This window comes from Stenotrophomonas sp. C9D9 (assembly GCF_056491205.1).
In genome coordinates this window covers 1,186,610-1,208,050 of record NZ_JBSZIF010000004.1, presented here as the reverse complement: position 1 = coordinate 1,208,050, position 21,441 = coordinate 1,186,610, and the positions used below count along the sequence as shown (strand labels likewise).

Sequence of the window (21,441 nt, the reverse complement as noted above, 5' to 3'; positions counted from 1 at the left end):
CCAGGAGTCCACATGGTTGCCGGCCAGCGGCCGGCACTACCGGGCCTCAGAGCGATCAGGGTGGCCAGGGAAGGGCCAGACAACGCCGGCCGGTCGGGGGACCTGCCGGCGTTGTTGTATCGATGCAAGGGTGCAGCGCGCGGGGAGCGTCAATCAGGCGCACCCCCTGGGCCGGCAACTTGGCCGAAACCCTGTGAAACCCGGCATCGGATTGATCCGGCAGGAGTTTTGCCCGGACACCCGTGACCAGAACGGGCCACCACCGATCTTCACATCAATCAAGATCGGCAGAAGGGTCAAAATGAGATAGGGCGCACAGTTTAAAGCGGTGCTATGCTCCGCGGCTCACCAGGGGACGCTGGCGGCGGGTGCAGGGAATGACCGGCAGGGGTGCGGCCGAGAACAGTGATGTGACGACAGGTATCGCCCGGGTGGCGATGGCCGAGATCGTGCACGCTCTGTTGTCAGATGCCGAGGTGGCATTGTTCGCCAGATTCGCCCGCGCATGCAAGCTCCGTGCCGGACAGTGGCTGTTCCAGCGCGGCCACCGCGGCGAGCGCATGTATGTGATCCTCGAAGGCCAGATCGAACTGGACTTCGGCGAGGACCTGGTGATCAAGACGCTCGGGCAGCACGAGTTCTTCGGAGAACTGGGCCTGCTGGTCGGCGACCACCTGCGCAGCGCCAGCGCGCGCGCGCTGGTCGACTGCGATGTGCTGGAACTGGGGCCGGCTGATTTCCACCGGCTGGTCGAATCCGATCCCGGCCTGGTGGCCTACTTCCTGCGCCGCACGATCATGCGCGTGCTGACCAACGAACAGGCTCTGATCAGCCAGCTGCGCCGGCGCAACCACGATCTGGAAACCGCGCTGGACAACCTGTACATCACCACCCACCAGTTGACCCACACCCGTGAGCTGGTGCGTACCGATGAACTGACCGGGCTGCACAACCGCCGCGGCCTCACCCTGTACCTGCAGGAGTGCCGCGAGCATGCCGAGGGGCCGCCGCAGGCGCTGCTGCTGATCGACTGCGACCGCTTCAAGCAGATCAACGACCGCCACGGCCACCAGGCCGGCGACCGCGTGCTGCAGAGCATGGGCAACATCCTGCGCTCGATGGCCGGCGAACAGGACCTGGCCTGCCGGCTCGGCGGCGATGAGTTCTGCCTGATCCTGCGCCGTGGCAACCACGAGATCGTGCAGCATGCGGCCGAGTTCATCCTCAGCGCGGTGCATGGCCTGCTCGAGCGCAGCCATGGCACGCCGCATGTAAGCCTGGTCAGCATCGGAGCCAGCCTGCTGGCCGCCGACGCGGACTGGAGCGAGTGGTATGCCAGCGCCGACCGGGCGCTGTACCGGGCCAAGCGTGACGGCGGCAACTGCCTGCGCTGGGTGGATGATCCGGACGACCAATAGGGAGATGCAGGCGATGAATGGCGACAACGGAACGTCAGCCCCGCATAGCCCACAGCTACGCGCCCTGCTGTTCACCGATCTGTGTGATTCGCTGCAGCTGGTCGAGCGCATCGGCGATGTGGCAGCGGCGAGCCTGTTCCAGGAACACGACCGCCTGGTGCTGGTGCTGCAGCACCGCTGGAATGGCCAGCTGATCGATCGCTCCGACGGCCTGTTCATGCTGTTCGAGCGCGCCATCGATGCACTGGGCTTCGCCCTGGACTACCAGCGTGAGCTGCACGCGCTGGGCCAGCAGCGCGCGATTGAACTGCGCGCGCGTGCCGGCCTGCACGTGGGTGACGTGCTGACCTGGGAGAACAGTGCCGAGGCAGTCCGTGCCGGTGCCAAGTCGATGGAGGTGGAAGGCCTGGCCAAGCCGATGGCGGCGCGCCTGATGATGCTGGCCCGCCCCGGCCAGATCCTGCTGTCGGCAGTGGCCGAATCACTGACCCGCCGTGCCACCGATGCACTGGGCGAGCGTGGTACGCGCCTGCTGTGGAAATCGCACGGGCGCTGGCGCTTCAAGGGCGTGCCGGTAGTGCAGGAAGTGATCGAAGTGGGCGAGATCGGTTCGGCGCCGCTGCGCATGCCGCGCGCCAATGCCAAGGCGCGCCGCGACCTGCCGCTGTGGCGGCAGCCGCTGGTGCTGGCCGCCGAAGGCCTGGTGCTGGCGGTGGCGGTGCTCGGCGGCTGGCTGCTGCTGCGGCCGGAACCGGCGATCGCGTTCGCTGAGCGCGACTGGGTGGTGCTCGGTGATGTCGACAACCTCACCGGCGATCCGATCTTCGATGACTCGATGCGCCACGCGATCCGGATCGCGCTGGAGCAGTCGCGCTACGTGAACGTGCTGTCGGAGGGCAAGATCCGCGAAAGCCTGGAAATGGCGCGGCTCTCGGGCGATACCCGGTTGAACCGCGATACCGCCGTCGACGTGGCGGTGCGGGAAGGCGCGCGCGCGGTGCTGTTGCCGACCGTGCGGCAGAAGATCGGTGGCTATGAGCTGGCCATCGACGTCGCTGCACCGGGCAGCGGGCAGGTGATCCAGACGTTCACCGCCACCGCGGATCGATCCGATCAGATGGTGTTCGCGGTGGACGACGTGGTCGGGCGCCTGCGGCGTGGACTGGGCGAGTCGGTGGCAAGCCTGGAACAGTCGTTGCCGTTGCCGCGGGCATCGACCCAGGACCTGCGCGCACTGCGTGCATTCGCCCTGGCCGAGAGTGCACTGGGCCAGCGTCGCTTCGAGGAGGCACGCAACCTCTACCAGGCTGCGATCGATATCGATCCTGGTTTTGCCCTGGCCTACATGGGCGTGGCCAAGCTGCATGCGCGCGTCGAGGAAGGGCGGCGCGCGCGCGAAGCCATGCAGCATGCGCTGGACCTGCAGGATCGCCTGCCACCACGCGAGCGGCTGTACCTGAAGGCCTGGATGGCCGAGCTGGAGCCGGGCGGCTGGGCGCTGGAGCAATGGCGCACGCTGGCCAAGGTCTACCCGGATTCGTTCGCGGGGCTGTCCAACACGTCCTGGTACCTGCTGCAGGCCAACCAGTTCAGCGAGGCTGAGCCCTATGCGCGAGCGGCCGCGGTGCCGCAGGACCCCTTGCGGCTGTATCCGCTGGTCCATCTGGTGCGGATACAGATTGCTGCCAACCAACCGCAGCGTGCCGCCGAAACACTGGCCCAGGCGCAGATCCTGCGCGGCCGTGATGACGCCGATGAGACCGGCGTGGATGTGCTGGTGGCGCAGGGGCAGTACGCCAAGGCAGCGAAGCTGTTGCCGCAGATCCATGCCAGCGATGCCCTGCAGCAGCGCATGAAGCTGCGTGCGCAGCTGCTGCTGGCGGCCGCGCAGCGCGACTGCCCGGCGATGCAGCAGGCGATACGCGATGATGCACCGGCGCCGACGCTGGTCGATCTTCAGGTACAGCAGCGCCTGCAGCACGCCAGCGTGGCGGCGTTGTGTTCGGGCGCCGACCGCGCCGAGCTGCAGGCCATCGCAGCGCTGCTGCAGCCGATGCTGCAGGAGCGCGATGATCCCATGCTGCATGCCCGTGGCCTGCAGTGGCTGGCGCTGGTCCATCTGGCGCAGCGCCAGGGCCAGTTCGAGCTGGCCAAGCGCTGGCTGGACGATCAGCGGCCCCTGCTGCGCAGTCTGCGCAGCCCGGTCGCGGACCGCTGGCTACGCATCGTCAGCGCCATGGATGAGCTGCAGATGCAGCGCCCCGAGGCCGCCCGCACCCTGATCGAACCGATGCTGGATGGCAACGAGCCGGTGCAGGCGCGCGTGGTACTGCTGCTCGCACTGCGCGCACAGGGCGATGAAGCCGCCGTGCGTCGTCAGCAGGCGTGGCTGGCCCAGCATCGCGGCCAGGCCATTGCCGAGGTCACTGCCCTGCAGGTGTGGCAACCGCTGAACGTGTATGACGTCTCCACGTGGGCTACGCCGGCCACGGCCGGCGCGCCCTGATGGCGGGTCAGCCGTCGATGCGCTCGCCGACCTTGCCGGCTTCGAAGCAGAACACCACGGTCATGGCCGCCACCGACCCGGACAGGTGGGCCTGCAGCCCGTCACGCACCTGGCTCAGCTCCTCGACCGAGGCCAGGGTGCCGATCTTCATGCAGTCGTTTTCGCCAACGGCACCGTCCAGACCGATCGAGGCCAGGGCCTTGGCCGGCGAAGCGGTGAAGTGGCTGCGGAAGTCGTCGCTGCCGATCAGGTGGTCCAGCAGGGTGCTGGCGTCTGCGGCGGAAAGGCGGGGATGGGTGCTCATGGGGATCGTCCGTAGGTGGAGTTTCTCGTATCGGCCGCGACAGCCTGCCATTGAGGGCCGCGCGTTGCACGTCGCTAAAGTTGGCCGCGCTGCGGTCGTTGCTGCTATGCCGGTTGTGCGGCAGAAGGAAGGAAACCCATGCGCCTGCGCCGCTGCGCCAGCCTGATGTTCGAACCCCGCGAGGCGGTCACCCTGGACCTGCGCGCGATGCTGGCCGGCCATGCCGAGATGGACAGCCAGATCAGCTGGGTGGCGCTGGCCGCCCATCTGGACCAGCCGCTGCCGGTGGACGCCGAGGAGCGCCAGCTGCTGGGCGAGCTCAGCGCGCACCGCTGGAGCGAACCGCCCGCCGATGCCTCCCCGGCCATGCTGGCCCGCCTGGTCGAGCAGGGCCTGCTGCTGACCGACCCGCCCAGCGAGGTGGGGCACCAGATGCGCGACGAGGCGCTACGCCGCAGCCAGTGGTGGCCGCTGGCCGCGTTGGCCCACCGCCATGCGCGCTGGCAGGCCGTGGACAGCGTGGAGGACATGCGTCGGCAGGGGCTGGACACCGCTGCCGGCCTGCGCCAGCGGCTGGGGCCGCCACCGCCGGTGGTACAGCCCATGCGGGGCGACTATCAGCCGCTGCCGCGCAGCGAAGAGGCCGCGTTCGACGCGCTGCTGGCGCGCCGCACCACCTGCCGCAATTTCGACCGGGAGCGCGCGCTGCCGCTGCCGCTGCTGGCCCAGGTGCTTCAGCGCACGCTGATGGCCCACGCGGTGCAGAAGGTCGAGCGCGATACCGAGTTCCTGAAGAAGAACGTGCCTTCCGGTGGCGGCCTGCATCCCACCGAGGGCTTCTTGCTGGTGCAGAACGTGGACGGGCTGTTACCGGGCCTGTATCACTACCACCCGGTGCAGCACGCGGTGCTGCCGCTGCCCTCGCCACCGCCGCAGGCACTGGCTGCGCTGGCGCGGCGGATGCTGTCCGGGCAGGAGTGGTTCGCCGATGCACCGGCGCTGCTGGTGCTGGCGCCGCGCTATGACCGCTGCTTCTGGAAGTACCGCAACCACGCCAAGGCGCACCGTGCGGTGACGCTGGATGTCGGCCACATCTCGCAGCTGCTGTACCTGTGCGCGACCGAGCGTGGGCTGGCGGCGTTCGTCACCGCAGCCATCAACGATGCCGATGTCGATCGTGCCTTCGGGTTCGATGGCATCGGCCAGAGCGCGATGGCCATCTGCGGCCTGGGCTGGCGCAGTGCCACGCTGGACACGGCCGAATTCGATCCCGCTGGTCGGGTGACGGCGGGCGACGACCGCTGAGCGGCCGTCGCCCCGGCGTTCACGCCGCTTCGAAGTCCACCAGCACGGCACCGTCGCCGACCTGGTCGCCGGCCTTGGCGCGGTAGCCTTTCACCGTGCCATCGGCCGGTGCCTGCAGGGTGTGCTCCATCTTCATCGCTTCCAGCACCACCAGCGGCGTACCGCGCTTGACCTCGGTGCCGGCCGCGACCAGCGTGGCCACAATCCTGCCCGGCATCGGCGCCAGCAGGCTGCCGGCGTCGGCCACGGCGTGGTCCGATTCACCCACCGGATCATGCAGGGTGAAGCGGTGCTGGCCGTCGGCGCCGAACAGGTACAGCTGGTCACCGTCGCGCAGCAGCTGCAGTGACCAGCGGCGCTCGCCCAGCTGCACCGCCAGGCCGTGCACATCGGCCGTGCCGATCACCTGTACCGATGCTGCGTCATCGCACTGCACCCGCCAGCCATCGGCCTGCGCCCACACCTTCAGCGTGTGCCTGCGTTCGCCCTGCTGCAGCGGCAACACGCGCGGCGCGGACGCGCCGAGGCGCCAGCCATCCTGTGCTCGCCACGGCGAATGCGGGTCGCGCGCATCGCTGCCGGCGTGCGCGGTGCTGGCCACAGCGGCAACCGCTGCCAGCAGCCACAGCGCGTCGTCGCTGTCGCCCACCGCACTCAACGCGGCCTGCTCGCGTTCGATCAACGCGGTATCCAGCCTGGCGTGCGTGAACGAATCGGTGTTCACCAGCCGGCGCAGGAAGCCGGCATTGGTGGTCACGCCCACCACCTGGCAGTCGGCCAGGGCCTGGCTCATGCGGCGCAGCGCGGCGTCGCGGTCCACGTCCCAGACGATCAGCTTGGCGATCATCGGATCGTAGTACGGCGTGATGCTGTCGCCTTCCTCGACGCCGGTATCCACGCGCACATGGGCCGACGGGGTCGGCAGGCGCAGGCGGCGCAGGGTGCCGGTGGAGGGCAGGAAGCCACGGTCGGCATCTTCGGCGTACAGGCGCGCTTCGATGGCGTGGCCGTGGATGGCCAGCTGGTCCTGGCGCAACGGCAGCGGCAGGCCCGAGGCCACGCGCAGCTGCCACTCCACCAGGTCGGTGCCGGTGATGTATTCGGTGACCGGGTGCTCGACCTGCAGGCGGGTATTCATTTCCATGAAGTAGAAATCGCCGTCCGGGCCGGCGATGAATTCCACCGTGCCGGCACCGACGTAGCCCACCGCGCGCGCGGCATCGACCGCGGCCTTGCCCATCGCAGCACGACGTTCGGGACTCATGCCCGGCGCGGGTGCTTCTTCCAGTACCTTCTGGTGGCGGCGCTGAACCGAGCAGTCGCGCTCGAACAGGTAGACCGCCTCACCGTGGCTGTCGCCGAACACCTGGATCTCGATATGGCGCGGGCGCTCGACATACTTCTCGACCAGCACATGGTCGTTGCCGAACGCCGAGGCCGCCTCGCGCTGGCAGCTGGCCAGCGCATCGACGAAGTCCTCGCTGCGTTCGACCTTGCGCATGCCCTTGCCACCGCCACCGGCGCTGGCCTTGATCAGCACCGGGTAGCCGATGCCATCGGCCTGCGCGCGCAGGAAGTCCGGCGCCTGCTGGTCGCCGTGGTAGCCCGGCGTCAGCGGTACACCGGCCTTGGCCATCAGCGCCTTGGCCGCGCTCTTGTCGCCCATCGCGCGGATGGCGCTGGCCGGCGGCCCGATGAAGGTGATGCCGGCGGCGGCGCAGGCATCGGCGAAGTCGGCGTTCTCGGACAGGAAGCCGTAGCCGGGGTGGATCGCCTGCGCGCCGGTCAGGCGTGCGGCGTCGAGCAGGGCATCGCTGCGCAGGTAGCTCTCACGCGCGGCCGCCGGACCGATGTGGATGGCTTCGTCGGCCAGGCGCACGTGGCGTGCGGTGCGGTCGGCATCGGAATACACCGCCACGGTGGCGATGCCGAGACGGCGGCAGGTGGCGATGACGCGGCAGGCGATCTCGCCGCGGTTGGCGATCAGGACTTTGGTGAACATGGCAACAGGCTCGGTCATGGCACGGGTTACATGCGGAACACGCCGAAGCGCGTCTGCTGCGGGGCGGCGTTGAGGCTGGCCGACAGCGCCAGGGCCAGCACCCGGCGGGTGTCGGCCGGATCGATCACGCCGTCATCCCACAGGCGCGCGCTGGCGTAGTACGGATGGCCCTGCTGTTCGAACTGCTCGCGGATCGGTGCCTTGAACGCATCCTCTTCCGCCGCCGGCCACTGGCCGCCCTTGGCTTCGATGCCATCGCGCTTGACCGTGGCCAGCACGCTGGCGGCCTGTTCGCCGCCCATCACGCCGATGCGTGCGTTCGGCCACATCCACAGGAAGTTCGGCGAGTACGCGCGGCCGCACATGCCGTAGTTGCCGGCACCGAACGAGCCACCAATCACCACGGTGAACTTCGGCACCTTGGCGCAGGCCACCGCCATCACCAGCTTGGCCCCGTCCTTGGCGATGCCGCCCTGCTCGTACTTGCGGCCGACCATGAAGCCGGTGATGTTCTGCAGGAACACCAGCGGGATGTTGCGCTGGGTGCACAGCTCGATGAAGTGCGCCCCCTTCAGTGCCGACTCGGAGAACAGGATGCCGTTGTTGGCGATGATGCCGATCGGGTAGCCGTTCAGATGCGCGAAGCCGGTCACCAGCGTTGCGCCGTAGCGCGGCTTGAACTCATCGAAGCGCGAGCCATCGACCAGGCGCGCGATGACCTCGCGCACGTCGTAGGGCTTGCGCGTGTCGGCCGGGATCACGCCATACAGCTCGTGTGCCGGCAGCAGTGGCTCCTCGCTGGCCTGCACCGCCATCGCCGGTTCCGGCTTGCGCCAGTTCAATTGCGCGATGATCGCGCGCACCCGTGCCAAGGCCTGCAGATCGTTGTCGGCCATGTGGTCGGCAACGCCGGAAATGCGCGTGTGCACATCGGCACCGCCCAGTTCCTCGGCCGTGACCACTTCACCGGTGGCCGCCTTCACCAGCGGTGGGCCGCCGAGGAAGATGGTGCCCTGCTCGCGCACGATCACGGTCTCGTCGCTCATCGCCGGCACATAGGCGCCACCGGCGGTGCAGCTGCCCATCACGCAGGCGATCTGCGGAATGCCCTGCGCCGACAGGTTGGCCTGGTTGTAGAAGATGCGGCCGAAATGGTCGCGGTCGGGGAAGACTTCGTCCTGCAGCGGCAGGAACGCGCCACCGGAATCGACCAGGTAGATGCACGGCAGGTGGTTCTGCTCGGCGATTTCCTGCGCGCGCAGGTGCTTCTTCACCGTCATCGGGTAGTAGGTGCCGCCCTTGACCGTGGCGTCGTTGGCCACGATCACGCATTCCACCCCGCTCACCCGACCGATGCCGGCCACCACGCCGGCGGCGGGCACGGCGTCTTCATACATGCCATGCGCGGCCAGCGGCGCGATTTCCAGGAAGGCGCTGCCGGGGTCGAGCAGGGCGTCGATGCGGTCACGCACCAGCAGCTTGCCGCGTGCGGTGTGCTTGGCACGCGCGGCGTCGCTGCCGCCCAGCGCGGTGCGGGCGAGGGTGGCATGCAGGTCATCGACCACGGCCTGCATGGCCGCGCGGTTGCTTTCAAACGTTTCGCTGCCCGGTTGCAGCTGGCTGTTCAGGACGGTCATCGCGGTGGCCTTACAGGGTGCGCTGGAACAGTTCGCGGCCGATCAGCATGCGGCGGATCTCCGAGGTGCCGGCGCCGATTTCATACAGCTTGGCGTCGCGCCACAAGCGGCCGGTCGGGTATTCGTTGATGTAGCCGTTGCCACCGAGGATCTGGATCGCCTGGCCGGTCAGCCAGGTGGCCTTCTCGGCGGCGTACAGGATGGCACCGGCGGCGTCCTGGCGGGTGGTGCGGCCCTGGTCGCAGGCGCGCGCGACGGCATAGACATAGGCGCGGCAGGCACCCAGGCCCACGTACATGTCGGCGATCTTGGCCTGGATCAGCTGGAAGCTGCCGATCGCTTCACCGAACTGGTGGCGCTCGTGCACATAGGGCATCACTACGTCCATGGCCGCGGCCATCAGGCCCAGCGGGCCACCGGACAGCACCAGGCGCTCGTAGTCCAGGCCGGACATCAGCACGCGCACGCCACCGCCGACCTGGCCCAGCACGTTCTCTTCGGGAATCTCGCAGTCCTGGAACACCAGCTCGCAGGTGGGCGAAGAGCGCATGCCCAGTTTGTCCAGCTTCTGCGCGGTGGAGAAGCCCTTCATGCCCTTCTCGACCAGGAACGCGGTGATGCCCTTGGCACCCGCTTCCATGTCGGTCTTGGCGTAGACCACCAGCACGTCGGCGTCCGGGCCATTGGTGATCCACATCTTGTTGCCGTTGAGCACGTAGCGGTCGCCGCGCTTGTCGGCGCGCAGCTTCATCGACACCACGTCCGAACCGGCACCCGGTTCGCTCATCGCCAGCGCGCCGACCAGGCTGCCATTGCACAGGCCGGGCAGGAAGCGCTGCTTCTGTTCTTCGTTGCCGTTCTTGCGCAGCTGGTTCACGCACAGGTTGGAGTGCGCGCCATAGGACAGGCCGATGCCGCCAGAGGCACGCGAGATTTCTTCCATCGCCACCACGTGGGCCAGGTAGCCCATGCCGGTACCACCGTATTCTTCTTCTACGGTCAGGCCGAGCAGGCCCTGCTCGCCCAGCCTCGGCCACAGGGCCAGCGGGAACTGGTTGCTGGCATCGGCCTCGGCGGCCAGCGGCGCGACCTCGGCGGCGGCAAAATGGGCCACGCTCTGGCGCAGCAGGTCGATGTCTTCGCCAAGATCGAAGTTCAGGGATGGCACGTGCATTGTGGTGGCTCCACGGCGGGATGGCAGGAAATGGACGCACCCGGCGGGGGAGCGGGCGGCGGTGTACAGGACCGCCACCCGCACGGGCGATGGCCCCAGCGTAGCGGGGTTCGGGCAAGAAGTGAATACGAATTCAAAAATTGAAACTAGAATCAGAACATGGCCTATAAACGCTCTGCATTGATGGAAGAACGCCTGGCGGGCGCCCGTGAACGGATCCTGCTGGCCACCCGCGAGCTGGTCGCCACCGGCGGCTGGCGCAACGCCCCGGTGACCGCCGTGGCGACCCAGGCGGGGGTGTCCACCGGCCTGATCTATCGCCATTTCCCGTCCAAGGCCGAGCTGTTCGTGGAGGTGCTCAACGCCGCGGTGGCCCACGAGGTCGCGATCATGGAGCGCATCGCCAGTGGTCCGGAGGTGGCCAGCGAGCGCCTGCGGCTGGCGATTACCGCCTTCGTCCGCCGCGCCCTGGCCGGGCCGGGGCTGGCGCACGCTTTCATCGTTGAACCGGTCGATCCGGATGTGGAAGCCGAGCGCATGCGCGGTCGTCGCGCGTTCGGCGACGTGTTCCTGCGGCTGGTGGAGGAGGGCGTGGCGGCCGGTGAGCTGCCGGCGCAGGACGCGCATGTGGCCGCCGCCTGCCTGGTCGGCGCCTTCACCGAAGCGATGGTCGGCCCGACCGCACCCAGCCGCGAAGCGCACCGCGACGAAGACGCGCTGGTGGATGCGATCTGCAGCTTCTGCCTGCGCGCGATCGGTGCCCCGGTGATTCGGTAGCGCCGACCGCTGGCCGGCTTCTGTTGCCGGGGTCAGATCCCCCGGCATGCTGCGCCGCACCAGCAGTGACGCCTGTTGTCGCACGCAAAGCGCGTTCTATACTCGGTCCATCACGCAGTCGCTCAGCCGTGGTCCAACGACTATCAGCCAGGGGTAACGAAGAGTGCGGAATTACGATCTGGAGTTCCTGAAACGCTTCTCCATGGTGATCGCGCTGCTGGCGACCATCACCCTCGGCCTCATCCTCCTTGCCGCCTACATCCACACCCGGATTCCGCCCGAGGTGTCGCCGACCGCGGCCAAACGCACCGAACAGCGCATCTCGCCCACCGGCGCGGTCTATGCCGGCAGCACCGGCGCCGCCGCGCAGGCCGCCGCCAAGGCTGCCGCGCTGGCCAAGGCCGCGTCGCAGGTGGCTTACGGCGGCACCAAGGATGGCAAGGTGATCTTCGACAACCTGTGCACCGCCTGCCACACCAATGGCGTGGGCATGGCGCCGACGCTGGACCATTCGCACTGGGACAAGCGCATCGCGCAGGGCAAGGACACCCTCTACAAGCACGCCATCGAGGGCTATACCGGCCCCGACGGCGGCATCATGCCGCCCAAGGGCGGCAACCCGGCCCTGACCGAAGAACAGATCCACGCCACCGTGGACTGGATGCTGGGCAACCTGAAATAACCGGTGGTGCCGGTCGCTGGCCGGCAACCGCGCATCGCACGAAGGTCTTGGGGCTGCCGGCCACCGGCCGGCACGACCCCGGCTTTGCCCGCCGAGGCCTGATCGCCCCTATGCCCCCGCTGCGCAGGCGGGGTTTCGCATTTCAGGGTTAGTCTGTGCGCCCTCTTCCAAGGAATCGTCCGTCGATGCGCCGCCGCTCCCTCGCCCTTGCCCTGTCCCTGCTGCTGCCGGCCGGCGCCTTCGCCCAGGCCCTGCCACAGGCCGCACCGGCCGCGACCACCCCTGCCGCGGGTAGCAGCGCCACCGTGGTGCTGACCGCCGCGCCGGCCGACTGGCGCGCGCTGGATGGCCAGCGCGTGCGCATCGCCGCACCGCTGACCCTGGCCGGTACCGATGGCCTGGAACGCTTCGGCCAGCTCACCGTGGCCTTCGATGGCCGCCTCTGGCAGCCGACCGAAGTGGCCGCGCCGGGTACTGCCGGCTACGAGCAGGTGATGGCCGACAACCAGCGTCGCCGCCTGGTGCTTGACGATGGCAGCGATGCCCGCGACCCGGCCAGCGTGGCCTACCTGCCGGGCAACCCGGTGCTGCGCACCGGCATGCAGCTGCGCAACGTGGAGGGCATCGTGCGCGTGGACGCGCAGGGCCACCCGCGCCTGCAGGTCGAGGGGGCGCTGAAACTGCCGGAACTCAAGCGCCCGGCGGTGCCGACGGTACCGGGCAGCCTGCACGTGGCGGCCTTCAACCTGGAGAACTTCTTCAACGGTGATGGCCAGGGCGGTGGCTTCCCGACCCTGCGCGGTGCGCGCACGCTGGACGAGCACAAAGCGCAGGTGGTCAAGCTGGTCACCACGGTCAATGCGTTGGGCGCCGATGTCGCCGCACTGATGGAGCTGGAGAACGATGGCTACGGCCCGCAGTCGGCCATCGCCGAACTGGTCGATGCGCTCAACCGAGACCGCGGCGCGCAGGGTGACTGGCGCTTCGTCGACGCGGGCACCGGCCCCGGCGACAACCCGATCCGGGTCGGCATCATCTACCGCAGCACGCGCCTGCAGCCGGTCGGCAAGCCGGCCACGCTGACCGGCGGCCCGTTCGTCGAGCACAGCCGCGTACCGCTGGCGCAGGCCTTCCAGGGCAAGCACGGCGCGCCGTTCGTGGTGGTTGCCAACCACTTCAAGTCGAAGGGCTGCCGTGACGCGGCCGGTGCCGACGCCGACCGCAACGACAACCAGGGCTGCTGGAACGCCACCCGGGTGACTTCGGCGCAGCAGCTGCACGCCTGGCTGCAGACCGATCCGACCGGTACCGGCGCCAAGGACGCGGTGCTGCTGGGTGACTTCAACGCCTACGCGATGGAAGACCCGATCCGCACCCTGCATGACCTGGGCTGGCAGGACGCGTTCAAGGTCGCCAAGGTCGAGCACCCCTACAGCTATGTCTACAACGGCTACACCGGCCGCCTCGACCACGCGCTGCTGAACCCGGGCATGGCCAAGCGCCTGCGCGGCGCCGCCGAATGGCACAGCAATGCCGACGAACAGGACGCCAGCGGCTACCAGGGCCGCAACGTGCAGGGCCCGTGGCGCAGCTCCGACCACGACCCGCTGCTGCTGGGTTTTGACAGATAAGGTTCGCCGAGGATCTGCTCTGGTAGCGACCTTGATCGGCACGGATGCTGCCGTTGCTTTTGATCTACCAGTCCGCCTTCAAGCGAGCCGAGCATCGCAGGTGAATCAGGGGCGAAGAGGCGCCGATGTCTGAGCGCAGCGAGTTCGGCGCCGTCCCCTGATTCACCGAGAAGCGCAGGGTACCGGTGCACAGCACCGGCTCGCGGCTGGCGGCGCGTTTCTTTTGGTTACTTTTCTTTTCGCGCGAAAAGAAAAGTGACATCCCACCGCGGGCGCGGAAATGGTCCGCCGCAACCAGCGCTCACCCCCAGGCGATCAACCCGATCGCCAGCACCGCCAGCGCCAGTCCGGCGCGGTTCCACTTCGTGGTGGCCTCGCCGAAGGCGAACACGCCCACCAGCGCGCCCAGCACCACCACGCCGATGTTCATGCCGGCGAACACGGTGGCCGGGCTCTCCGGCATCGCCTGGTGCGCGTGCACATAGAAAAGAATGTTGCCGCCGTTGAGCAGGCCCAGCAGCGCGCCCGCGCCCAGGTTGCGCCAGGCCAACCGGCTGCGGCCACTGGCGTGCCGCCACAGCTGCAATGCCAGCATCAGCACGAAGGCGACGCTGAAGCTGGCCAGCACCGCCGCCATCGAGGGCGTGCCGGACAGCGCGACCTGCTTGAGCAGCACGTCCACCACCGCGAACCCGGCCCATACGCCCAGCAACCATCCCCAGCCACCGGGCGAAGACGCCACCGCCGGGCCGCGTGGACGCAGGCTGATTGCCACCATCGCCAGCAGGCCCAGGCCGAGCCCGGCCAGCTTCCATGGCGTGGCGGTCTGGCCGAAGAACAGGAACGCGGCGGCCAATGACAGCAGCAGCGACAAGCGCTGTGCCACGTCGCTGCGGACGATGCCGGCCACCGCCACCGCGCGGCCCAGCACCAGGAAGATTGATGGCAGCACCACCGCCAGTGCCAGCAGCGACAGCCACGGGGCATGCGGCGCGCGCAGCGCATCTAGCGGCGGCTGCAGCACCACGGCGGTGAGCGTTGCCGCCACCAGATAGTTCCAGGTGACCATCTGCGCAACATCCAGCTGGCGGCGTCCAGCGACCTTCAACAACACCGAAACCAGCACGCTGCAGATCACGGCCAAGGACAGGTAGAGCATGGGGCGGGCACAGGGCAGGGGCGGGGGACGGTATCATGGTGCCATGCACAAGCCCTCGTTCCCCGTCGCCCCCGGCGAAACCGCCTGCCTTGAACTGGACGGCCCGGCCGGCCCGCTGGAAGTGGTCGTCGACCTGCCCAAGGCCGATGTGCCGGTGCAGCCGATCGTGGCCATCGTCTGCCATCCGTTGTCCACCGAGGGTGGCACCCTGCACAACAAGGTGGTCACCATGACCGCCACCACCCTGCGCGAGCTGGGCATCACCACGGTGCGCTTCAACTTCCGCAGCGTTGGCGGTTCGGCCGGCACCTTCGATGGCGGCGTGGGCGAGCAGGATGACCTGAAGGCCGTCGCCGCCTGGGTGCAGAGCCAACGCCCCGACGACCGCCTGTGGCTGGCCGGTTTCAGCTTCGGCGCGTTCGTTTCGTTGAAGGCGGCTGCCGCGCTGCAGCCGGAAGCGCTGATCTCGATCGCGCCGCCGGCCGGTCGCTGGGATTTCGATGGCATCGCGCCGCCGGCCCGCTGGCTGGTGATCCAGGGCGAGCAGGACGAGATCGTCGACCCGCAGGCCGTCTACCAGTGGCTTGACACGCTGGACGTCCCGCATGAGCTGGTGCGCATGCCCGAGACCAGCCACTTCTTCCACCGCAAGCTGATCGACCTGCGTGGCGCGCTGACCCACGGCGTCAAGCACTGGCTGGGCGCGGCGGCATGAGTGCAACCGAGCTGACCCCGTCGCAGCGGTACGCTGAAGGGGTTGCCCGTGGCGACTGGCAGAACGACCCGGCCCAGCACGCGGCGCTGGCCGAGCTGGACCGGATCCATCTGGGCCTGCTGGACAGCGCCGAGGACGGCTGGCTGGACCGCCTGTCCTCGTTCTGGAAGAAGCCCGAGCCGGTGAAGGGCCTGTACTTCTGGGGTGGCGTCGGCCGTGGCAAGACCTTCCTGGTCGACCTGTTCTACGACGGCCTGCCGATCAAGCAGAAGTACCGCACGCATTTCCACCGCTTCATGCGCAGCGTCCACGAGCGCCTGCGCGAGCACCAGGGGCAGAGCGACCCGCTGGCGAAGATCGCCCAGGAGTGGCGCAGCAACCTGCGCGTGCTGGTGCTGGACGAGTTCTTCGTCACCGACATCGGCGATGCGATGCTGCTGGCACGGCTGCTCGAACGTCTGTTCGCTGAAGGCGTGACCCTGGTCACCACCTCCAACACCGCGGTGGAGAACCTGTACCTCAACGGCCTGCAGCGCGAGAGCTTCCTGCCGGCCATCGGCCTGCTGCAGCGCTTCTGCGTCGAGCTGTACGCCGAGGGCACCGAGGATTACCGGATGCGCGCGCTGACCCGCTCGCCGGTGTACCGCGCACCGCTGGCGGCCGACAGCGATGAGTGGCTGGCCACGCGCTGGAACGAACTGAGCGGCGGCCAGCCGGCCAAGCCCGGCAACATCGAGATCGAGGGCCGCAAGATCCCGGTGCGCGGCCGTGGCAAGAGCATTGCCTGGTTCGATTTCGCCGCGTTGTGCGAAGGCCCGCGTGGCCCGTCGGATTACATCGAGATCGCGCACGAGTTCAACACCGTGCTGATGGGCGGTATCCCTGCGTTCGATCGCCTGAACGAAGATGCCGCGCGCCGCTTCGTCAACCTGATCGACGAACTGTACGACCGCCACGTCAACCTGGTCTGCACCGCCAGTACCTCCCCGATCGAGCTGTACACCGGCACCCGCCTGCAGGGCGCGTTCGAGCGCACCGCCTCGCGCCTGATCGAGATGCAGAGCGCCGAATACCTGGGTACCCCGCACCGGGCGTGAGGGTGGTTTCCAGGTGAATGCGTTGCCGGCCAGCGGCCGGCACTACCAGGGCAGGCGTCTACGGTGTCGGCGCCACGGTGTTGCCACGCGGCCGCTCATCCGGCCCGGCCGATACATGCAGGCCAGAGCCGTTGCCGTGTTCCACCCGTATGCTCTCGCCGCGCTCCAGCAGCCGCAATGGCTGGCCCCGGTAGCGCACTTCCAGCGCGTCGTGGGCCGCTGCCAATGACTGCACCAGCGGGCACAGCGCCATCGCCTTGGCTTCCAGCTGCTGGCTGCGCGCTTCCATGCGGCGGTCGACTTCGGCATCGAGGCGGTCGGCACGGCGTTCCATGGCGCCGGCGCGGCCGGTGAACACCTGCCACAGCACGCTGCGGGTCATTGACGCCGCCATCGTCTCGGCCATCTGGTCGATATGCGCGTCGAAGCCATCGCCGAAGTTCTCCTGTTCCCAGTAGCCTCGGCCCAGGCTGGCGTCGATCCAGGTCTGCATCTCGCCGCGCATCGCACGCATTTGGCGGTTGCGGGACTTGCCGGTGATGGCCTCGAAGGCGGCGTCCAGCGCATCGAAGGTGACCCCGGAGACTTCATGGGCCAGTGCGGTGACCGCTGGCATCAGCTGGCGCGCACCGGCCTCCATCTGCCGCAGGCGTGCGGCGTCGGCGGCACTGACCGTCACCATCGCGCCGTCCAGGCTCAGCTCGCCGTCGTGGAACACCACTTCATGCGGAGCCTGTGGACCATGCCGCAGCCAGATGCCGCCGCTGTCCACCAGCACGTCGTAGTCGGTATGGATGCCGCACTGGTCCGAACGCAGGTCCGGCCCCTCGGCGGCCAGCGCCGGGGCAATGAACAGGGCAGGCAGCAGGGCCAGCGCGGGCAACCGCAGGTGCATCGGAGCATCCTTTTCCGGGAGCGAGCGGCCAGCATCCGCCGCCAGCGCGCGGGCGTCACCGGCCGGAAGTCACCCGTCCACCGGATTCCCACCGGCTGCCCACCACCTATCCACAGGGTTGTCCCTAGCCAGTTTCATCACTGTCATGTGAAGCTGTCATTGTTCCGTTTCCGCGGTGCGTTGTACCACCGCAATGACGCTTTCGGGCTTGACTGCGCAGCCCGTTCCGGCAGGTCTGAAGCGTCTGATCCGGGCGCCGATGGCACGATCCTTGCGGCGCAAGGGATTGCCGAATTTCACTACATTTGGCGTTGACGGACCCCATTACCCCCACTATCTTGTGGCCGTCGGTCGCAGCAACCCCAATTCCAGGGGGTGCCCGGGGTACCCATCCGCGATCGTCAACGGCAGTGGCAGGCGCAGGGTCTCATCCCCTGCGACGCCGTCCTGCCATCCTGGGCTGTCATGTCCCGGGCTGCGTCACCCGATGCATCGAGCACCCCCAATCACGCCAAGAGGACACACGCCGTGAGCACCGAATCCAGCGCCACCATCGAGAAGGAAAGCGAATTCCTGTTGACGTCGCCGCCGACGGCCAACGCGATGAGTGTGACCAAGCGCAATGGGACCACCGAGCTGGTGGACCTGAACAAGATCGTGCGTGCGGTGCAGCGTTCCTCCGAAGGCCTGCACGCCGTCGATCCGATGCGCGTGGCCACCCGTACCATTTCCGGCCTGTACAACGGTGCCACCACCCGCGAGCTGGACGAACTGTCCATCCGCACCGCCGCCCTGCTGATCGGTGAAGAGCCCGAGTACGGCCGCCTGGCTGCGCGCCTGCTGGCCAACTACATCGCCAAGGAAGTCTCGGGCCAGGAAATCTACGCCTTCTCGCAGTCGGTCAGCCGTGGCCATGAAGTCGGCCTGATCAACGACCGCCTGCTGAACTTCGTGCAGACCAATGCACGCAAGCTCAACGACGCCATCGACGGCGCGCTGGACCTGAACTTCGATTACTTCGGCCTGCGCACCCTGTACGACCGTTACCTGCTGCGCCACCCGCACACCCGCAAGGTGATCGAGACCCCGCAGCAGTTCTTCCTGCGCATCGCCAGCGCGCTGAGCGAGGACGTGTCCGAGACCCTGGCGCTGTACAAGCGCATGGGCAACCTGGACTACCTGCCGTCCAGCCCGACCCTGTTCAATTCCGGCACCACCCACGAGCAGCTGTCCTCGTGCTTCCTGCTGGACTCGCCGCAGGACTCGCTGGAGTCGATCTATTCCAAGTACGGCGACATTGCCCAGCTGTCGAAGTTCTCCGGCGGCATCGGCGTCAGCTACACCCGCGTGCGTTCGCGTGGTTCGCTGATCAAGTCGACCAACGGCCACTCCAACGGCATCGTGCCGTGGCTGAAGACCATGGATTCGTCGGTGGCCGCGGTGAACCAGGGCGGCAAGCGCAAGGGCGCGGCCTGTGTGTACCTGGAAACCTGGCACGCCGACATCGAGGACTTCCTCGAACTGCGCGACAACACCGGTGACGAAGCCCGCCGTGCGCACAACCTGAACCTGGCCAACTGGGTGCCGGACCTGTTCATGAAGCGCGTCGAGGCCGACCAGGAATGGTCGCTGTTCGATCCGCGCGTCGTGCCGGAGTTCACCGACCTGTTCGGCGAAGCCTTCGAGCAGGCCTACCTGCAGGCCGAAGCCCAGGGCAAGGCCAACCGCACCATCTCCGCGCGCAAGCTGTATGCCCGCATGATGCGTACGCTGGCCGAGACCGGCAACGGCTGGATGACCTTCAAGGACAAGTGCAACCGCGCCAGCAACCAGACCCTGCGCGCCGGCAACGTGATCCACCTGTCGAACCTGTGCACGGAAATCCTGGAAGTCACGTCCAACGATGAAACCGCGGTGTGCAACCTGGGTTCGATCAACCTGGGCAACCACTTCGACGAGCACAACGAGTTCGACTTCGAGAAGCTGGCCGAGACCGTGCGCCTGGCCGTGCGCCAGCTCGACCGCGTCATCGACCTGAACTTCTACCCGATCGAAACCGCCCGCCGTGCCAACCTGCGCTGGCGTCCGGTCGGCCTGGGCTGCATGGGCCTGCAGGACGTGTTCTTCCGCAAGCGCCTGCCGTTCGACAGCGCCGAAGCCCGCGCCCTGTCGAAGAAGATCGCCGAAGCGATCTACTTCCACGCGCTGGAAACCTCCTGCGAGCTGGCCCAGGAACGTGGCAAGCACCCGTCGTTCAACGACACCCGCGCCGCCGGTGGCGAACTGCAGTTCGACGCCTGGAACGTGGTGCCGGAAGACGCCGAGCGCTGGGATGCCCTGCGTGCCCGCATCAAGGAACACGGCCTGCGCAACTCGCTGATGATCGCGATTGCCCCGACCGCGACCATCGCTTCGATCGCCGGCTGCTACGAGTGCGTCGAGCCGCAGGTGTCCAACCTGTTCAAGCGCGAGACCCTGTCCGGTGACTTCCTGCAGGTCAACCGCTACCTGGTCAACGAGCTGAAGAAGCTGGGCCTGTGGACGCCGGAAATGCGCGATGCCATCAAGCTGGCCGAAGGCTCCATCGCCGGCGTGGCACAGATTCCGGAAACGCTGCGCGAGGTCTACCGCACTGCGTGGGAACTGCCGATGCGTTCGCTGATCGACATGGCCGCCGAGCGTGGCGCCTTCATCGACCAGTCGGCCTCGCTCAACCTGTTCATGGAAAGCCCGAACATCGGTGCGATGTCCTCCATGTACATGTACGCCTGGAAGCAGGGCATCAAGACCACCTACTACCTGCGTTCGCGCCCGGCCACCAAGATCGCCAAGACCACGGTCAGCGCTGCGGCCCCGGCCAAGGTGTTCAGCCCGGACGAAGCCATCGCCTGCTCGCTGGAAAATCCGGAAGCCTGTGAGGCCTGCCAGTAAGAGCGGCACCGCCGCGCGGTAGTGCCGGCCGCTGGCCGGCAACCCCGGCCAACGATCATCACCCACGGTAGCGCCGGGCCATGCCCGGCGTCTCACCCAGGAATTCAAGGAAACACCCATGGCCGACAAGCCCAAGCAGATGCTGCTCGATCCCGGTTTTGAACTGACCCTGCGCCCGATGCGCTACCCGCAGTTCTATGACATGTACCGGAATGCGATCAAGAACACCTGGACGGTGGAAGAGATCAACTTCCAGATCGACATCACCGACCTGCACAGCAAGATGTCGCCGGGTGAGCGCCACCTGATTCACCGCCTGGTCGCGTTCTTCGCCACCGGCGACTCGATCGTGTCCAACAACCTGGTGCTGAACCTGTACCAGCACTTGAACGCGCCGGAAGCGCGCATGTACCTGTCGCGCCAGCTGTATGAAGAAGCGCTGCACGTGCAGTTCTACCTGACTTTGCTCGACAACTACCTGCCGGATCCGGAAGAGCGCGTCAAAGCGTTCGCCGCGGTGGAGAACATCGACTCGATCAAGAAGAAGGCCGATTTCTGCTTCAAGTGGATCGACTCGATCCAGGACCTGAAGCGCATCGAGACCCGCGCCGAGCGTCGCCAGTTCCTGCTCAACCAGATCTGCTTCGCTGCATGCATCGAAGGCCTGTTCTTCTTCGCCGCCTTCGCCTACGTGTACTACTTCCGTTCGCGCGGCCTGCTGCCGGGCCTGGCTTCGGGCACCAACTGGGTGTTCCGCGACGAGAGCGCGCACATGGAGTTCGCGTTCGAGTCGGTGCGCGTGGTGCGTGAGGAAGAGCCGGACCTGTTCGACGACGAGATGAAGCAGCAGGTCTACGACATGCTGGCCGAAGCCATTGAATGCGAAGTGCAGTTCGCCGAGGACGTGCTGTCCGGCGGCGTGGCCGGCATCTCGACCCGCGACATGCGCCAGTACCTGCAGCACTGCGCCGACCAGCATTTCGCCAAGCTGGGCATGGAAAAGAAGTACAACGTGCGCAACCCGCTGCCGTTCATGGAACTGCAGGACGTGCAGGAGCTGACCAACTTCTTCGAACGCCGCGTCTCGGCCTACCAGGTCGGCGTGCAGGGCGAAGTCGCCTTCGACATGAACTTCTGATCGAACCGGTCAGCTCTGTCGCAACGAACAACCCCGGCCAACGCCGGGGTTTTTCGTTTCTGTAGCGTCG

General features: G+C 67.6%; 16 protein-coding genes. 10 read left to right on the top strand and 6 right to left on the bottom strand.

The features are described 5' to 3' along the window. The first annotated feature begins 377 nt into the window (after positions 1-377). Both ACXI0D_RS11040 and ACXI0D_RS11035 read left to right on the top strand, forming a co-directional pair. Positions 378-1,418: a GGDEF domain-containing protein gene (locus ACXI0D_RS11040; RefSeq protein ID WP_014035584.1), complete on the top strand. Its 1,041-nt coding sequence runs from the start codon at positions 378-380 to the stop codon at positions 1,416-1,418. Positions 1,419-1,431: 13 nt separating this feature from the next. Then, positions 1,432-3,924: a putative peptide modification system cyclase gene (locus ACXI0D_RS11035; protein WP_259337439.1), complete on the top strand. Its 2,493-nt coding sequence runs from the start codon at positions 1,432-1,434 to the stop codon at positions 3,922-3,924. Positions 3,925-3,931: 7 nt separating this feature from the next. On the opposite strand, the gene ACXI0D_RS11030 is transcribed toward ACXI0D_RS11035, so the two are convergent. Further along, the gene (locus ACXI0D_RS11030) at positions 3,932-4,228 is read right to left on the bottom strand and encodes an NHLP-related RiPP peptide (RefSeq protein WP_075675645.1); all 297 of its coding nucleotides are present in this window, start codon (positions 4,226-4,228) and stop codon (positions 3,932-3,934) included. Positions 4,229-4,366: 138 nt separating this feature from the next. Between ACXI0D_RS11030 and ACXI0D_RS11025 the strand changes: the two genes are divergently transcribed. After that, positions 4,367-5,533: a putative peptide maturation dehydrogenase gene (locus tag ACXI0D_RS11025; RefSeq protein ID WP_119007326.1), complete on the top strand. Its 1,167-nt coding sequence runs from the start codon at positions 4,367-4,369 to the stop codon at positions 5,531-5,533. A gap of 19 nt (positions 5,534-5,552) precedes the next feature. Here the strand turns inward: ACXI0D_RS11025 and ACXI0D_RS11020 are convergent, their stop codons facing one another. The 3 genes from ACXI0D_RS11020 to ACXI0D_RS11010 are packed head-to-tail and all read right to left on the bottom strand — an operon-like array spanning position 5,553 to position 10,346. Further along, positions 5,553-7,553 (bottom strand): acetyl/propionyl/methylcrotonyl-CoA carboxylase subunit alpha, encoded by a 2,001-nt coding sequence (locus ACXI0D_RS11020; RefSeq protein ID WP_424143799.1) that lies wholly within the window; start codon positions 7,551-7,553, stop codon positions 5,553-5,555. 8 nt (positions 7,554-7,561) lie between these two features. Continuing rightward, positions 7,562-9,172, bottom strand: a complete 1,611-nt coding sequence (locus tag ACXI0D_RS11015; protein WP_119007325.1) for a carboxyl transferase domain-containing protein — start codon at positions 9,170-9,172, stop codon at positions 7,562-7,564. A gap of 10 nt (positions 9,173-9,182) precedes the next feature. Then, a complete protein-coding gene (locus tag ACXI0D_RS11010; RefSeq protein WP_479642574.1) occupies positions 9,183-10,346 on the bottom strand; it encodes an isovaleryl-CoA dehydrogenase in 1,164 nt (387 codons plus the stop codon). A 159-nt stretch (positions 10,347-10,505) separates the two neighbouring features. Here ACXI0D_RS11010 and ACXI0D_RS11005 point away from each other — a divergent pair, with 159 nt between their 5' ends. The 3 genes from ACXI0D_RS11005 (at position 10,506) to ACXI0D_RS10995 (ending at position 13,436) form a co-directional block, all read left to right on the top strand. Continuing rightward, positions 10,506-11,123 (top strand): TetR/AcrR family transcriptional regulator, encoded by a 618-nt coding sequence (locus tag ACXI0D_RS11005; RefSeq protein ID WP_014645572.1) that lies wholly within the window; start codon positions 10,506-10,508, stop codon positions 11,121-11,123. Positions 11,124-11,286: 163 nt separating this feature from the next. Then, a complete protein-coding gene (locus ACXI0D_RS11000; RefSeq protein WP_014035592.1) occupies positions 11,287-11,805 on the top strand; it encodes a c-type cytochrome in 519 nt (172 codons plus the stop codon). A 185-nt stretch (positions 11,806-11,990) separates the two neighbouring features. Further along, positions 11,991-13,436: an ExeM/NucH family extracellular endonuclease gene (locus tag ACXI0D_RS10995; protein ID WP_101764722.1), complete on the top strand. Its 1,446-nt coding sequence runs from the start codon at positions 11,991-11,993 to the stop codon at positions 13,434-13,436. 301 nt (positions 13,437-13,737) lie between these two features. Here the strand turns inward: ACXI0D_RS10995 and ACXI0D_RS10990 are convergent, their stop codons facing one another. Next, a complete protein-coding gene (locus tag ACXI0D_RS10990) occupies positions 13,738-14,595 on the bottom strand; it encodes an EamA family transporter (protein WP_101764723.1) in 858 nt (285 codons plus the stop codon). Between the two features lie 43 nt (positions 14,596-14,638). On the opposite strand from ACXI0D_RS10990, the gene ACXI0D_RS10985 reads away from it, so the two are divergent. Continuing rightward, positions 14,639-15,310: an alpha/beta hydrolase gene (locus tag ACXI0D_RS10985; RefSeq protein WP_101764724.1), complete on the top strand. Its 672-nt coding sequence runs from the start codon at positions 14,639-14,641 to the stop codon at positions 15,308-15,310. Further along, the gene (gene zapE, locus ACXI0D_RS10980; RefSeq protein WP_119007323.1) at positions 15,307-16,407 is read left to right on the top strand and encodes a cell division protein ZapE; all 1,101 of its coding nucleotides are present in this window, start codon (positions 15,307-15,309) and stop codon (positions 16,405-16,407) included. The genes ACXI0D_RS10985 and zapE overlap by 4 nt, the downstream gene beginning before the upstream one ends. 58 nt (positions 16,408-16,465) lie before the next feature. Here the strand turns inward: zapE and ACXI0D_RS10975 are convergent, their stop codons facing one another. Next, entirely contained in the window at positions 16,466-17,302 is an 837-nt protein-coding gene (locus ACXI0D_RS10975; protein WP_119007322.1) for a DUF2884 family protein, read from the bottom strand. Between the two features lie 528 nt (positions 17,303-17,830). Between ACXI0D_RS10975 and ACXI0D_RS10970 the strand changes: the two genes are divergently transcribed. Together ACXI0D_RS10970 and ACXI0D_RS10965 are read left to right on the top strand one after the other, a co-directional pair. Further along, positions 17,831-20,233 (top strand): ribonucleoside-diphosphate reductase subunit alpha, encoded by a 2,403-nt coding sequence (locus ACXI0D_RS10970; RefSeq protein ID WP_075675636.1) that lies wholly within the window; start codon positions 17,831-17,833, stop codon positions 20,231-20,233. Positions 20,234-20,351: 118 nt separating this feature from the next. After that, positions 20,352-21,371, top strand: a complete 1,020-nt coding sequence (locus tag ACXI0D_RS10965) for a ribonucleotide-diphosphate reductase subunit beta (RefSeq protein WP_008264781.1) — start codon at positions 20,352-20,354, stop codon at positions 21,369-21,371. Positions 21,372-21,441: the final 70 nt, after the last annotated feature.

Excerpts from the sequence above, each read along its gene's own strand:
- ACXI0D_RS10975 (WP_119007322.1), bottom strand. The coding sequence starts at position 17,302 with ATGCACCTGCGGTTGCCCGCGCTGGCCCTGCTGCCTGCCCTGTTCATT.
- ACXI0D_RS11040 (WP_014035584.1), top strand. The coding sequence starts at position 378 with ATGACCGGCAGGGGTGCGGCCGAGAACAGTGATGTGACGACAGGTATC.
- ACXI0D_RS10965 (WP_008264781.1), top strand. The coding sequence starts at position 20,352 with ATGGCCGACAAGCCCAAGCAGATGCTGCTCGATCCCGGTTTTGAACTG.
- ACXI0D_RS11015 (WP_119007325.1), bottom strand. The coding sequence starts at position 9,172 with ATGACCGTCCTGAACAGCCAGCTGCAACCGGGCAGCGAAACGTTTGAA.
- ACXI0D_RS11020 (WP_424143799.1), bottom strand. The coding sequence starts at position 7,553 with ATGACCGAGCCTGTTGCCATGTTCACCAAAGTCCTGATCGCCAACCGC.
- ACXI0D_RS11010 (WP_479642574.1), bottom strand. The coding sequence starts at position 10,346 with ATGCACGTGCCATCCCTGAACTTCGATCTTGGCGAAGACATCGACCTG.
- ACXI0D_RS10995 (WP_101764722.1), top strand. The coding sequence starts at position 11,991 with ATGCGCCGCCGCTCCCTCGCCCTTGCCCTGTCCCTGCTGCTGCCGGCC.
- ACXI0D_RS11025 (WP_119007326.1), top strand. The coding sequence starts at position 4,367 with ATGCGCCTGCGCCGCTGCGCCAGCCTGATGTTCGAACCCCGCGAGGCG.
- ACXI0D_RS10985 (WP_101764724.1), top strand. The coding sequence starts at position 14,639 with ATGCACAAGCCCTCGTTCCCCGTCGCCCCCGGCGAAACCGCCTGCCTT.
- ACXI0D_RS11035 (WP_259337439.1), top strand. The coding sequence starts at position 1,432 with ATGAATGGCGACAACGGAACGTCAGCCCCGCATAGCCCACAGCTACGC.
- ACXI0D_RS10990 (WP_101764723.1), bottom strand. The coding sequence starts at position 14,595 with ATGCTCTACCTGTCCTTGGCCGTGATCTGCAGCGTGCTGGTTTCGGTG.
- ACXI0D_RS11005 (WP_014645572.1), top strand. The coding sequence starts at position 10,506 with ATGGCCTATAAACGCTCTGCATTGATGGAAGAACGCCTGGCGGGCGCC.
- zapE (WP_119007323.1), top strand. The coding sequence starts at position 15,307 with ATGAGTGCAACCGAGCTGACCCCGTCGCAGCGGTACGCTGAAGGGGTT.
- ACXI0D_RS11030 (WP_075675645.1), bottom strand. The coding sequence starts at position 4,228 with ATGAGCACCCATCCCCGCCTTTCCGCCGCAGACGCCAGCACCCTGCTG.